The organism is Crossiella sp. NPDC003009 (assembly GCF_053591555.1).
Window position 1 is genome coordinate 1 of sequence record NZ_JBSFUA010000017.1, and the last position, 13,371, is coordinate 13,371.

The window sequence follows — 13,371 nt, forward strand, 5'->3', positions numbered from 1 at the left end:
CAACGGCCTCGTACCGGGTTGTACGTGGCCGTTGCGGCGGCACCGCCAGGGACGGGCTGGGCCCGGCGATCGCGCGCGAGATCCACAGGACGCGGGCCTCACTAACTCATGGCCTTGATGAGCGTCTCCCAGGAACGCAGGAACTCTGGGTACTCCGCCGCGAACTCGGCCAGTGCCCGCTCGCCCTCCGGACTCAGCGGAGTGAGCCGGTAGCTGACCGTGACCATGGAGCCGGTGCCGTTCGGCTCGACCTCAACCGTGACCGTGCCCGCCCGCGAGCCAGGCGTGACCCTGGCGTAGCTGATCCGGCGGTCCGGCTGCCGGTCCAGCACGATCCAGGTGGTGGTCTCACCGTCCACAGTGGTCTCGAACACGGTGCCGGGCTCGGTGTCATCCACTGTGGACACCGGGAACCGGGGCTGCCAGCCGGGCACCCAGCGTTCCTCACCGCGCGCGGTGAACAGCGGGAAGGCCGCGGCCGGGGGCAGCGGGAGCGGGAACTGTCCGGTCAGGTGCCGCGTAGCCGTCATCCGGACCAAGGTAGTCGGAGTTGCGCGGGGAGTCTTGCCAAATTGCCGCGCGGCGGAAGCGGGTCCGGAAGTACGCGGACCGATCACCGGGGGCAAGTTCGGGCCACGCGGAGCTGCTGCACTCCGGCGACGGTCGCCGAGGGCTTCCCGCTCCCCCAGGACGCCGCCGAGCTCATCCTGGCGGCCCACCACTGATCCACTCCGCCCAGTGTTAGCTGCTAACGTGTTAGTGGCTAACACTGGGAGGCGTGGTGGCATTCACCTCTGTGCTGGTGGTGGGGGCCGGACCGACGGGCCTGACGCTGGCTTGCGCGTTGCGCGCGGCCGGGGTGGGCGTGCGGGTGGTGGACGCCGCGCCCGGACCGGCGAGCGGTGTGCACGCGCTGACCGAGCGGCTGGCCGACCTTGGCGTCGCGGTCGAGTGGGGCCGGCAGGTCACCGAGGTCGCGCCGGACGGGGACATCGTGGTGGTGCGGGCGGGCGCGGAGGTCCTGCGCGCGGGCTGGGTGGCCGGGTGCGACGGCGCGCACGGCACCGTGCGCACGGCGGTCCGGCGGCCGGCCTACCGGTGCGGGCGGGTGCTGCTGGCCGGGAGCGCGGCGCACGGCCAGGCCGGGGCCGGGATCGGGGACGCGGAGAACCTGGGCTGGAAGCTGGCCGCCGTGGTGCTCGGGCGCGCGGCCGAGCAGCTGCTGGAGACCTACGAGGCCGAACGGCGGCTGGCGGCCAGGCCGCGGCGGCTGCTGGCCGGACCGGGGCCGGTGTCCTACCGGCGCGGCCCGCTGGCCGGGTCGCGCTCCGGCACCGGCGGCGCGCTTGGCCGCGCCGGCGACCGGGTGCCGGACCTGGCCTGCCACCGCGCCGACGGGTCCCCCACCCGGCTGCATGCCGAGCTCGGCGGCCACTGGGCGCTGCTGTCCGCCTTCGCCAACCAGTCCCCGCTCATCCGCCCCTGGCTGGGCGAGAGCGTGACCGACCTGCGCTGGCCGCGCACCGAGCTGGCACTGGTCCGCCCGGACGGCCACCTCGCCTGGCACGGCCGCCACCTCGAAGGGCTGCGGCGCTGGCTGACCAGGGTCCTGGGGCGGGTGGTCGCAACAGCGCCGATACTGGGCCGGTGAGCGAGACCGACTGGCGGGCCCGGAAGAAGGCGGACACCCGGCGCGCGATCCAGGAACACGCGCTGCGGCTGATCATGGCCAAGGGCTTCGAGGCGACCACCGTCGAAGAGATCGCGGCCGCCGCCGGGGTCTCGCACATGACCTTCTTCCGGCACTTCCCGCGCAAGGAGGACGTGGTCGAGGTCGACGACTACGACCCGATGCTGACCACGCTGCTCACCGAGCGCCCGCCCGAGGAGCCGCCGCTGACCGCGGTGCACCGGGCGGTGCGCGCCGGACTGGCCCGGATACTGCCGCAGGACCGGGAGACCGTGCTGATCCGCACCAAGCTGGTCATGGCCACCCCGGCCCTGCGCGCCCGCAACTACCTCAACGTAGAGGCCACCACCGACCTGTTCGCCACCACCCTGGCCACCCGCGCCGGACTGGCCGAGCCCGACCTGGCCACCAGGGCCCAGGCCGCGGCCGCGGTGGCCGCGCTGACCACCGCGGTCACCGCCTGGGTCGCCCGGGACGGCGAGCCGGAGCTGGTGACGCTGGTGGACGAGTGTTTCGCCGCGCTGGGCGTGCCGGTGGTCAGGGCAGCAGCAGGGTGATCCGGTCGGCGTGCCGCTCCACCGCGGCACGGCTGTAGAGCAGCGGGAAGTACTCGCCGTCCCGCCACTTCCCGGCCAGGTCCCGGTAGTGCCGGTTCGCCTGCACGCCGGACTGGCCGGGAGTGTTGATCGCGCGGGCGGCGTCCCAGTTGCCCACGTCCAGGACCATCCGGAACGAGGCGCCGCTGGTCTGGCGGAAGTCGGTGCGGCGGTAGGAGGACTGGTTCACCGTGTCCTTGGAGCCGCCGCGCGGGAACGGGCCGACGTCGAAGCGGGCCCGCTCCGCCGGGGACAGCGTGGGGCTCAGCGGGTGCTGGAACAGCGTGTGCTGCAACCGGCCCCACTGCCAGGCGGCCGGGTCCGGGCCGAGCAACGTCTCCAGCTCGCGCCATGCGGCGGCCAGGGTGCCGGTGATGAGCTTGTCCCGCTTGGCCACCGGGTCCGCGCCGAACCACTTCTCCGGGCGGGCCATGGCTTCCAGCAGGTTGCGGGTGTCGGGGACGGCGATCAGCGGCGCGGCGGCGGGGGCCACGGTCTGGACGAAGGCCGGGCTGAGGTGCCGGGTCAGCCACAGCTCGAACAGCGCGGCCCTCCCGGACTCCGCCGCCAGCACCGCGTCCCAGCCGCGCAGCAGCGCCAACGCCTTGCCGGACAACGGATCCGCGGCCGGCACGGTGGCCAGCACCTTGGTCAGCTCGCGGGCCGGGATGGACAGCTGGTCGTTCTGCAGGCGCTGGGCGTCGGTCGCGGTGAACCGCTGGTCCGCGTTGAGCACCTCGGTGATCCGGTCGTGCCGGTACGGCAGGCCCCACTCGAACCCGATCGGGTGCGGGAAGCCCGGCGGCAGGTTGTACTGGTTGGCCGTGGCCACGTAGCCCTGAGCCGGGTTGTAGGCGTGCGGCAGGTCGTCGCCGGTGTGGAAACCGGTCCACTCGAACCGGCCGTCGCCGGGCGCGGGCAGCAGGCCGTCGTAGCCGGAGCGCTTGGGCGACAGCCCGCCCGGCACCCAGCCGATGTTGCCGCTGGTGTCGGCGTAGACCTGGTTCTCCGTTGGCGCGCCCCAGTTGCGCATGGCCGCCTTGAACCCGGCGAAGTCCTGCTCGTACATGTACCGCACGCTGCCGAAGTAGGGCGCCATGCCGGGTTCCAGCCAGGCCGAGCGGACCGCGAAGGCGTGCCCGTTCCCGCTGGCCAGCACCGGTCCGTGCCGGGTGAACGGCAGCTCCACCGCCACCGGTTCCCGGCCGGCCACCGCGATCTTCTCGCGCAGCACCTTGATCGGCTCCCAGCCATCCCGGTACCGGTAGCGGCCGGGATCGGCCGGGTCGAGCTGGTAGACGTAGAGGTCCTCCTGGTCCATCCGGAAGATGGTCAGTCCGAAGGCGATCCGGCCGTTGTGCCCGATGGAGACGCCGGGCAGCGCGGGCTCGTTCGCGCCGATCACGTCGAGGCCGGGCGCGGACAGGTGGCTGAGGTAGCGCAGCGAGGGCGCGGCGTAGGCGCGGTGCGGGTCGTTGGCCAGCTGGGCGCGGCCGGTGCCGGTGCGGCTGGGTGCGACCGCCCAGTTGTTGCTGCCCTCGCTGACCTCCTCCCTCGGCGTGGCGACCACCGCGCCGCCGGTGAAGCTGACCTGCTGGGTGGCCAGGGTGAACACCCGCAGCACGTCGGCCGGGACCACGCACGGGTCCAGCCCGCCGGGGGACTGGATCGGCCGGTCGGGCTGCAACCGCTGCCGCAGCTTGTCGGTCTCCGCACCGGCCGCGCAGGCGATCTTGGCCCTGGTCACCTCGTCGGTGAGGTTGCCGGTCAGGCCGTGGCTGCGGATGCGCACCACATCCTCCGGCGACCACCTGGCCGGCCGGTAGCCGAGGCGGCGGAACTCCTCCGGCAGCGCGGCCGGGGTGCGGGCCAGGTGGTCCAGGTAGGCGTTGATGCCCTGGGTGAACCGGGTGGCGATGCCGCGGGCCCGCTCGCCGTAGGCCGCCCACTCCCGGTCCAGGTCGCCGCGGTAGAGGAACAGCCGGGTGGCGCGGTCCTGTTCGACGTAGTCCGGGCCGAGCACCTCGGCGAGCTGCCCGAGGCCGCGCCGCCGCCACAGGTCGATCTGGAACAGCCGGTCCCTGGCGGCCAGGAAGCCCTGGGCCAGGAAAGCGTCATCCTGATGGGTGGCGAAGACGTGCGGCACGCCCCAGGTGTCGGTGACCACCCGCACCGGCCCCTTGACGCCGGGGATGCGGTGCACGTCGAGCGCGGGCGCGGCCGTCGCGGGCGTCAGACCAGCGCCGACACTGACCAGCACGAGCGCCACCAGCAGGAACCGTCTCATCGTCCGCCCCTTCCTCGTCACCGTCTCCAGACACCTTTCCGCATCCGGCGGCGCGGTGTAATACCCGTTGGTCCCGGGAATCCGGCACCCATGACCGAACCGCAGGCCTTCGCCGAGCTACCGCCGGAGCGGGAACCCGATCCCGACGATCCGCACGCCGCCGACTTCGAGGATCCGGAGGACTTCGCCGAGGCCGTCGGCCCGGACCCGACCCCGCAGCAGGTGGACGAGTACCGGCAGCAGTTCGGCAAGGGACCGACTCAGGAACCGCCGGACTGACGCTGCTGCCGCGCCAGGAAGTGCGCTGTGTCCACAGTGGACGGATACAGCGCGCGGTAGTGCCGGTGGCTGTCCGCGTACACCTCAACCCGCGCTGGGTCGGGCTCGACCGTGGCGGCCACCGGGTTCCACCGCCGCGCGTCCACCGGCTCGCCGAGCGCCCCGGCGGCCAGCATGGCGTTGCCGAGGCAGGCGCCCATGGTGTGCCGGGGGACTTCCTGCGCGCGCCCGGTGACGTCGCTGACGATCTGGGTCCACAGCGACCCCTGCGCGCCGCCGCCCACCGCGACCAGCCGCTCCGCCCGCCCACCCGCGGCGGCCATGGCTTCCAGGTTGTGCCGGACGCCGTGCGCCACGCCTTCCAGCGCGGCCCGGTACAGCTCGGCGCGGCCGTGCCGCAGGGTGAGCCCGGCGATGATGCCGCGGGCGTCCGGGTCGAAGATCGGCGTGCGTTCCCCGGCGAAGTAGGGCAGCACCAGCAAGCCGTTGCTGCCCGCGGGCACCCGCGCCGCCTCATCGAGCAGGGTGCTGACCTCGCCGCCGAGCAGGCCGCGAAGCCAGTCGGTGATCGAGCCGGCGGTGGCCATCCCGGCGGCCAGGCTGTAGGTGCCGGGGAACACGCCCCTGGTGGTCCACAGCTCCGGCGCGGGCACGGGATCGGCCGGCACCTGGATCAGGAACATGGTGCTGCCGTACATGATCATGGTGTCGCCGGGCGCGCTGACGCCGGCACTGGTCGCCTCGGCCCAGGCGTCCACCGTGCCCGCGGTGACCGGGATCCCCGGTGGCAGCCCGGTCTCCCGCGCCGCCGCTTCAGTGATCACACCGGCGATCTCGGTGGGCCACAACAGCTCCGGCAGTGACAGGCCGGGCGCGACCCGCTCCGCCCAGTCCCGCGCCCAGTCCGCGGCGTGCAGGTCGTAGAGCGGATCGCACTGGCTGGCCGAGTGGTGGTCGAGCACGAACCGGCCGGTGAGCCGGTGCACCAGGTAGGAGCTGGCCATGAACCACAGCTCGGTCCGGCGGTGCGTCTCCGGCTCCTGCTCGGCCACCCAGCGGATCTTGGGTCCGACCGCCTGGCTGGACAGCGCGGTGCCGCCGCGGGCCAGGATCGGCGCCGCGCCCAGCTCGGCGGTGAGCGCGCTGATCTGCTCGGTCGCCCTGGTGTCCACGCCGTAGAGGATCGCCGGGCGCAGCGGCCTGCCCGCGCCGTCGGCCGGCAGGTAGCAGGGGCCGATCCCGCTGACCGCGACCGCGGTCACCGGCCCGGCTTGGGCCAGTTCCCTGGCCAGCGCCCGGAAATCGGCCCACCACACCGCGTCCGCATCGTGCTCGAACCAGCCCGGCCGTGGGGTGGAGGTCTGGTGCGCCCTGGTCGCGGTGGCCAGCACGGTGCCGTCCCGCCGGGTCAGCACACCCTTGCTGCTGGCGGTCCCGATGTCGATCCCGAGCAGCAGTCCCTGGTCCGCCACCGCGCCGGTCAGGCGTCCTTGGTCAGGTCGACCCCGTGCTCACCGGCCAGCCGCTTGAGGTTGTTCAGATCGGCTTCATGCAGGTCGGCGCGGTGCTCGTCGCCCTCGGCACGGGCCGCGCGGACCGCCTCCTGGGCCTGCGCCACCCGCTGGTGGATGTTCGTCTCGAACTCACTTGCCACGTCTTGGTCCCCGAACTCTTGGAAGAAATCGCTCACCAACGGTCGAAATGCAGCACGTCGGACAACGGCTGGCGCGCGGCGCGCCGGAAGTCCGTGCCGACAGCGTAGGCGGTGGGAATAAGGGCGGCCTGACGGACGTCCGCCGGCAGCCCGAGCAGCCCGGCGATGTCGGTTTCGAACGCCAGGTGCAGGGTGGTCCACGCGGTGCCCAGGCCCCTGGCGCGGGCGGCCAGCATGTAGCTCCAGGCCGCGGGCAGGATCGAGCCCCACAGCCCGGCCTGGTTGCCCTCCGGCAGCTTCGGCGCGCGCAGGCACGGGATGACCAGCACCGGCACCTCGCCCATCTTCTCGCCCAGGTAGGCCACGCTGCTGCCCACCTTGGACTGCACCTTGGCCCGCGCCGGATCCTCGGCGAACAGCTTGCCCGCCGCGCCGCTGGAGTCCAGGTACTCGGCCACCGCGCGCCGGTAGAACTCGCCGATCGCGGTCCGCTGTGCCCGGTCGGTGACCACCAGCCAGTGCCAGCTCTGCCGGTTGCTGCCCGAGGGCGCCTGCAACGCGATCTCCAGGCACTCCTCGATCAGCTCGCGCGGCACCGGGCGGTGCAGGTCGAGGCGTTTGCGGACCGAGCGGGTGGTGGTCAGCAGCTCGTCTGGGGTCAGGTCGAGGGTGGACACGCCAGCAGCGTAGCGACGGTGTCGAGCACCGTCCGGGTGCGGGCGACCTGGTGCGCCCGGAACACCGCGGCCCCGGCGTGCGCGGCGATCGCGGTGGCGGCCAGCGTGCCGTCCACCCGCTCGGCCAGCGGCACACCGAGGGTCTCGCCGACGAAGTCCTTGTTGGACAGGGCCATCAGCACCGGCCACCCCGTGCCCACCAGCTCGTCCGCCCTGCGCAACAGCTCCAGCCCGTGCCAGGTGTTCTTGCCGAAGTCGTGGGTCGGGTCGATCAGGATGCCCGCCCGCGGCACGCCTTGGCGCACCAGGCTTTCCGCCCGCTGCGTGGTCTCGGCGACCACCTCACCGACCAGGTCGGCGAAGCGCACCCGGAACGGGCGGTGCCGGGGCGTCAGCCCGCCGGTGTGCGAGCAGACGAACCCGGCGCCGAACTCCGCGGCCACCTCGATCAGCGCGGGGTCGGCCGCCGCCCAGGTGTCGTTGATCAGGTCCGCGCCCTCGGCGCAGGCCACCCTGGCCACCTCGGCCCGCCAGGTGTCGATGCTGATCACCACCTCGGGGAACCGGGAGCGCACCGCGACCACGAACGGCACCGTCCTGGCGATCTCCTCGGCCACCCCCACCTCGACGCCGGGCCCGGCCTTCACGCCGCCGATGTCGATGATGTCCGCGCCCTCGGCCACCGCCTTGGCCACCGAGGCCATCGCGGCCTCGTCGGCGAAGTTGGCGCCACCGTCGTAGAAGGAGTCGGGGGTGCGGTTGATGATCGCCATGATCATGGCGCCGTTCCTGGCGACCCGGCGCCCGCGAAAGCTCAACTCCACCACGTGCCCAGAACTATCACACGCACCTGACAACCAATGCTGACGCGATCCGCACCCTGGCTATCACCCAGTCGAGTGATCACCCGGTTGAACGTGATTTCACCCGCTCACGCATGATCTCCTCGCCCACCGGAGCTGGTACAAACACCCCACCGAGTGCTGATCACCAAACGGAGGGCTGGCCCAGTCATGACCGCGCCCGGTTCGAACGCCGATCCCGTGGACCCGGCCTGCCACTCCTGCGGCCACGCCGCCACTGACCGCCTGACCGGTCTGCTGGACCGCTGGGGCTGGGACGAACGGGCCCCGGCCGAACTCGCGCAGGCCGCCGCGCAACAGGACTCGCTGGCCCTGCTGGTGATCGACATCGACCACTTCAAGCGGTTCAACGACCGGTTCGGGCACATCGCCGGGGACGCGGTGATCAAGGCGGTGGCCGACACGGTGCGCCGCTCCACCAGGGAGACCGACGTGCTCGGCCGCTACGGCGGGCACGGCGGCGATGAGTTCCTGGTGCTGCTGCGCCAGACCGACGCGGCCGAGGCGCTCTCGGTGGCGCACCGCATCCGCACCGGCGTGCGCGCGATCGCGGTGGACGCGCCCAGCACCGATGGCGGCATCATCCGGCTGGACAAGGTGACCACCTCGATCGGCGTGTGCGCCAGGGTGCCAGCTCCGGAGGAGGACCTGACCGCGTTCGTGGTGGCCGCCGACGCCGCGCTCCAGGTGGCCAAGCAGGCGGGACGGGACCGGATCCGGCTGGCCGAGGACTCCCGCACCCCGCTGCCGGTGCCGCTGGCCAGGCACCGCGCGGAACCGGTGACGCCGGTCCGGCGGTACGTGCCGGTGCTGGTCGGCCTCGGCTCCGCGCTGGCCGCCTTCGCCTACATCGTGGCCTTCGCGCCGCCTCCGGAGCGGGAGGAACCGGCGATGGCGGCCGCGCAGCTCGCCCCGGCCACCCCGGCCACGCACTCGGTGGAGACCACCGTGATCGTGGTGACCACGGTGATCGCCCCGCCGCCGTCCGCCCCGCCGCCGCGCCCGGCGAGCAAGGCGGCCCCGGTGAAGAAGAAGCCCACCACCAGCAAACCCGCGCCGACCACCACGACCACCGAGCAGAAGCCGCTGGTCGACGTCTGCCTGATCATGCGGCAGATGATCGGCCGGGGCTGCTAGGTCGTGTTTCCGGTGTCCCGCCAGCGATAGCCGCGCCAGTTCGGCCGCTGGCGGCACGCCCGGAACGCCCGAATACACCCGGTATGAGGCCGTCCCGGCCGCGCCGCCAGCGGCCGAACCGATCACGACTCTCGCCGACGCGACACCGGAAACACGACCTAGCCGATCAACAGCCGAGCCGCGACCAGGGTGCCGTCGGCGCGCACTTGACCGGCGACCTCCTTGGCCCGCGCGGCCACCTCCGGCCGCAGCACCTGGCCGAGCGCCTCGATCAGAGAGTCCGCGGTCGGCACTCCCCTGGCGTGCGCGAAACCGATGCCCAGGGTCTGGATCCGTTCGGCGAAGTAGTGCTGGTCGTACATCTGCGGCACGATCACCTGCGGCGTGCCGGCCTGGGTGACCGCGGTGGTGGTGCCGGAGCCGCCGTGGTGCACCACCGCGGCCAGCCGGGGGAACAGCGCCTGGTAGTTGACCTCGTCCACGGTCAGGCAGTCCGGCTCGCCGGTCAGGGCCAGGTCGGCCCAGCCACGGGAGATGACCGCCCGGCGGCCGAGCGCCCTGGCTGCCTTGAGCAGGGCGTGGCCCAGGTCGGGCGGCGCGGCCATGCTGCCGAAGCCGAAGAACACCGGCGGCTCCCCAACGGCCAGGAACTCCTCGACCTCGGCCGAGAGCGGCCGGTCGTCGGCCATGGTCCAGGCTCCGGTCTGCACCACCTTCAGCTCCGACGGCTGCGGCCAGGGGGCCAGCACCGGGTCCGCGGCCAGCCAGGGTTCGTCGGTGAACACGTGGTCGCGGACCTCGGTGACCGGCGGCAGGCCGAGCCGGGCACGGTGGGTGTTCAACGGTTCCCGCCAGAGCTGGTTGACCAATTCCGCATTCTCCGCCCACAGTGCCCCGAAATCCGCCCCTTCGGCCGGCGGGTGCTGGCCGAGGCTGTCGAATGGCGCGGGACCGTGGTGCGGAGAAGGCAGTGTGGTCGGACCGTAGGCGATGTAGACGTAGCGCATTCCCAGGTGTTCGGCCACCGAGCGGGCCGCGATCTGCAACGCCGACCAGGCCACGATGACATCACAGCCCGCCGCCGCATCGGGCAGCGCCTCGAACTGGGCGGCCACCGTGGCCGCGATCATCTGCCGCCACTGCTCAGCGGTGGATGGCGCGGGCTTGGCCTCGGGCTCGGCCTTGACCTGCGGCCGCACGTGAAGACCGAGCTCGACCGGGAAGAACGGGAACCCGAGGGAGTCGATCCACTCGCGGTAGTCCGGCGGCGCGGCGATCCGGACCTCCTGACCCAGTTCGCGCAGTCGCACGGCCAGCGCCACCACCGGCTGGACATCACCCCTCGACCCGATTGTCGACAGCAGCACACGCATGACAAAGCCCCCTCGGTAAAGGTGAATGCGCGCAGTGGCACGCACAGCGCGAAATCATGGACCAGGACCGGGGCCTTGCCACAAGTCCCCCACTGCACTATAAGTTCCAATGGGGCGGAAATTCCCTAGTTCGTGAACTCCTTCCGAACCCGGGGCAGCACCTCGGTGCCGAGCAGCTCGATCGCCTTCATCACCTGGTGGTGCGGCACGCCCGACCAGTCCATCTGCATCGCGTACCGGTTCGCCCCGACCAGCTTGCCCACGCTGATCAGCCGGTCGGCCACCTCTTCCGGGCTGCCGGTGAACAGCGCGTTCGCGTTGTCGGTGTAGCCGTCGTAGTCGGCCCTGGTCGGCACCGGCCAGCCGCGCGCCCGCGCCCCGTACTTCATGGTCTGCAACCAGTACGGGTAGAAGATCTCCTTGGCGTCCTGGGAACGCGGCGCGACGAACCCGATCGCGCTCATGGTGACGTGCAGGTCCTCCGGCGCGTGCTCGCCGGCTTCGCCTGCCTGGCGGTAGAGGTCCACCAGCGGGGCGAAGCGTTCCGGCTGGCCGCCGATCACCGCGTACACCACGGGCAGGCCGAGCACCCCGGCGCGGATCGAGGACTCCGGGTGGCCGCCGGTGCCGATGGAGATGCGCAGCCGCCGCCGGTACGGGCGGGGCAGCACGCGCACCTTCTCCAGCGGCGCGCGGTACTTGCCGGACCAGGTCAGCGGGTCCTCGCGGTCGATGCGCAGCAGCAGCGCGAGCTTCTCCTCGAACAGGTCGTCGTAGTCGCCGAGGTCGGCGCCGAAGAGCGGGAAGGACTCGGTGAAGGAGCCGCGCCCGGCCAGCAGCTCGGCCCGGCCCTGGCTGAGCTGGTCCAGGGTGGTGAACTGCTGGTAGAGCCGCACCGGGTCCTCGGTGCTGAGCACGGTGACCGCGGAGCTGAGTGTGATGTGCTCGGTGATGCTGGCCGCGGCGGCCAGCACGGTGGCCGGGTTGGAGATCGCGTACTGGTCCAGGTGGTGCTCGCCGAGGCCGTAGAAGGACAGGCCGAGCTCGTCGGCCAGCTTGATCCGCTCCAGCTGGTTGGCCAGTGCGCGCGCCACGGAGACCTGCTCGCCCGTCACCGGGTCGGGGCTGCGGTCGCCGAAGCTGTAGATACCGAGTTCCATGGCTCCTACAACGTTCCGACGGGGTTAACCGATTCCAGGCAGGTGCAGGCCATGATCGACCAGGCGGATGTGGTGGTGGCGGGCTCCGGCGCGGCCGGGCTTTCCGCGGCGCTGGCCGCGGCCGTGGGCGGGGCCTCGGTGCTGCTGCTGGAGGGCAGCGCGTGCTGGGGCGGCACCACCGCGGTCTCCGGCGGGCAGGCGTGGGTGCCGGACAACCACCGGATGGCCGAGCTGGGCATGGCCGACGACCGGGCCGAGGCGCTGACCTACCTGCTGGGCCGCACCGCCGGACGCGAGCCGGGGCTGGCCGCCGCGTTCGTGGACGGCGCGCCGCGGATGGCCCGGTTCGTGGAGGAGCACAGCCCGATCCGGTTCACCGCGATGAGCGTGCCGGACTCCTTCGCCGAGGCCCCCGGCGGTCGCCCGGCCGGGCGGAACATCGAGGTCGCGCCGGTGGCGCTGGGTGAGCTGGGCCGGGCGGAGGAGCTGTTCTGGTCGCCGCCGTATCCGATGGTGCTGACCAACGAGGAGGTGATCGGGCTGGGCCTGGTCAGCGGCGGCGAGCTGCCCTCGGGGCTGATGGAGTACCGGCTGGCCAACGGGCAGGTCACCCTCGGGCAGGGCCTGGTCAGCGGGCTGCTGCACGGCTGCCGGGCGGCGGGTGTGCGGCTGCGCAAGGGTCAGCCGGTCACCGGTCTGCTGCGCTCCGAGCAGGGGGTCACCGGCGTGCGCACCCCGTACGGCGAGGTCGGTGCGGGCGCGGTGGTGCTGGCCTGCGGTGGGTTCGAACACGATGCGGACATGGCCGCCGGGCTGCTGCACGGGCCGTTCACGCACCCGGTGTCGCCGCCGGTCAACCGGGGCGCGGCGGTGCGGCTGGCGGCGCAGGCCGGGGCCGCGCTGGCACACCTGGGCGAGGCGTGGAGCTGGCCGGTCAGCCAGGGCTCGGCCTGGCCGGACGGCACGCCGCGGCCGGAGCTGGTGATGGCCGAGCGGATGCTGCCGCACGTCATCTGGGTCAACCGGGCCGGGCGGCGGTTCGTCAACGAGTCCAGCCACAACGCCGCACTCGCCTTCGCCGGCACCGACCCGGCCACCGGCCTGCCTGCCAACCAGCCCGCCTGGGCCATCGCGGACGCCGCCTACCGCGCCCGCTACCCCTTCGCCGGGGCCTACCCGGCGCAGCCGCTGCCCGACTACGTGGCCCAGGCCGACACCCTGCCCGACCTCGCCGAGCAGCTCGGCATCTCCCCCGACGCGCTGGCCGCCACCGTCTCGGACTTCAACGCGCACGCGGGCCAGGGCCGGGACCCGGAGTTCGGCCGCGGCGAGACCGCCTACGACCGCCACGGCGGCGACCCCACCGCCGAGCACCCCAACCTCGGCCCGCTCACCGAACCCCCGTTCGTGGCCATGCCGGTGCTGCCCGGCCTGGTCGGCACCAAGGGCGGCGCCAGGGTCGACGCGCACGGTCAGGTGCTGGACTGGGACAACGCGCCGATCCCCGGCCTGTACGCCGCGGGCAACGCGATGGCCGCGGTGATCGGCCCCGGCACGGTGTCCGCGGGCGCGACCATCGGCTCCGCGCTCACCTGGGGCTGGCTGGCCGGCTCGGCCATCGCGGGCCGCTGAGGGTCAGCGCCGGTGACCGTCCC

General features: G+C 72.9%; 13 protein-coding genes. 5 read left to right on the plus strand and 8 right to left on the minus strand.

The features are described 5' to 3' along the window. Window positions 1-101: 101 nt before the first annotated feature. Window positions 102-530 (minus strand): SRPBCC family protein, encoded by a 429-nt coding sequence (locus tag ACWDY5_RS19515; protein ID WP_449723593.1) that lies wholly within the window; start codon window positions 528-530, stop codon window positions 102-104. Between the two features lie 251 nt (window positions 531-781). On the opposite strand from ACWDY5_RS19515, the gene ACWDY5_RS19520 reads away from it, so the two are divergent. Beyond that, entirely contained in the window at window positions 782-1,651 is an 870-nt protein-coding gene (locus ACWDY5_RS19520) for an FAD-dependent monooxygenase (RefSeq protein WP_449723594.1), read from the plus strand. Beyond that, window positions 1,648-2,247 carry a TetR/AcrR family transcriptional regulator gene (locus ACWDY5_RS19525; RefSeq protein ID WP_449723595.1) on the plus strand — a complete coding sequence of 200 codons (600 nt, stop codon included), beginning with the start codon at window positions 1,648-1,650 and terminating at the stop codon, window positions 2,245-2,247. The genes ACWDY5_RS19520 and ACWDY5_RS19525 overlap by 4 nt, the downstream gene beginning before the upstream one ends. Here ACWDY5_RS19525 and ACWDY5_RS19530 read toward each other — a convergent pair. Next, the gene (locus ACWDY5_RS19530) at window positions 2,228-4,573 is read right to left on the minus strand and encodes a penicillin acylase family protein (RefSeq protein WP_449723596.1); all 2,346 of its coding nucleotides are present in this window, start codon (window positions 4,571-4,573) and stop codon (window positions 2,228-2,230) included. The two genes, ACWDY5_RS19525 and ACWDY5_RS19530, sit on opposite strands and share 20 nt — an antisense overlap. A 90-nt stretch (window positions 4,574-4,663) precedes the next feature. Between ACWDY5_RS19530 and ACWDY5_RS19535 the strand changes: the two genes are divergently transcribed. Continuing rightward, complete coding sequence (locus tag ACWDY5_RS19535) at window positions 4,664-4,852, plus strand: hypothetical protein (RefSeq protein ID WP_449723597.1); 189 nt, start codon at window positions 4,664-4,666, stop codon at window positions 4,850-4,852. On the opposite strand, the gene ACWDY5_RS19540 is transcribed toward ACWDY5_RS19535, so the two are convergent. Genes ACWDY5_RS19540 through folP form a run of 4 tightly spaced genes read right to left on the minus strand, consistent with a single transcriptional unit; the run spans window position 4,834 to window position 7,962 of the window. After that, complete coding sequence (locus tag ACWDY5_RS19540) at window positions 4,834-6,324, minus strand: FGGY-family carbohydrate kinase (protein WP_449723598.1); 1,491 nt, start codon at window positions 6,322-6,324, stop codon at window positions 4,834-4,836. The two genes, ACWDY5_RS19535 and ACWDY5_RS19540, sit on opposite strands and share 19 nt — an antisense overlap. Window positions 6,325-6,332: 8 nt before the next feature. Beyond that, window positions 6,333-6,506, minus strand: a complete 174-nt coding sequence (locus ACWDY5_RS19545; protein WP_283659447.1) for a hypothetical protein — start codon at window positions 6,504-6,506, stop codon at window positions 6,333-6,335. A gap of 32 nt (window positions 6,507-6,538) precedes the next feature. Then, window positions 6,539-7,168, minus strand: coding sequence for a nitroreductase family protein (locus ACWDY5_RS19550; protein WP_449723712.1), 630 nt, complete (start codon window positions 7,166-7,168; stop codon window positions 6,539-6,541). Then, window positions 7,165-7,962, minus strand: a complete 798-nt coding sequence (gene folP, locus ACWDY5_RS19555) for a dihydropteroate synthase (RefSeq protein WP_449723599.1) — start codon at window positions 7,960-7,962, stop codon at window positions 7,165-7,167. The genes ACWDY5_RS19550 and folP overlap by 4 nt, the downstream gene beginning before the upstream one ends. Window positions 7,963-8,196: 234 nt before the next feature. Between folP and ACWDY5_RS19560 the strand changes: the two genes are divergently transcribed. Next, the gene (locus tag ACWDY5_RS19560; RefSeq protein ID WP_449723600.1) at window positions 8,197-9,183 is read left to right on the plus strand and encodes a GGDEF domain-containing protein; all 987 of its coding nucleotides are present in this window, start codon (window positions 8,197-8,199) and stop codon (window positions 9,181-9,183) included. Between the two features lie 158 nt (window positions 9,184-9,341). Here ACWDY5_RS19560 and ACWDY5_RS19565 read toward each other — a convergent pair whose 3' ends face one another. Both ACWDY5_RS19565 and ACWDY5_RS19570 read right to left on the minus strand, forming a co-directional pair. After that, the gene (locus ACWDY5_RS19565) at window positions 9,342-10,556 is read right to left on the minus strand and encodes a glycosyltransferase (RefSeq protein ID WP_449723601.1); all 1,215 of its coding nucleotides are present in this window, start codon (window positions 10,554-10,556) and stop codon (window positions 9,342-9,344) included. A gap of 125 nt (window positions 10,557-10,681) precedes the next feature. After that, window positions 10,682-11,716: an LLM class flavin-dependent oxidoreductase gene (locus tag ACWDY5_RS19570; RefSeq protein WP_449723602.1), complete on the minus strand. Its 1,035-nt coding sequence runs from the start codon at window positions 11,714-11,716 to the stop codon at window positions 10,682-10,684. A 51-nt stretch (window positions 11,717-11,767) separates the two neighbouring features. On the opposite strand from ACWDY5_RS19570, the gene ACWDY5_RS19575 reads away from it, so the two are divergent. Continuing rightward, entirely contained in the window at window positions 11,768-13,348 is a 1,581-nt protein-coding gene (locus tag ACWDY5_RS19575) for an FAD-dependent oxidoreductase (protein WP_449723603.1), read from the plus strand. Window positions 13,349-13,371: the final 23 nt, after the last annotated feature.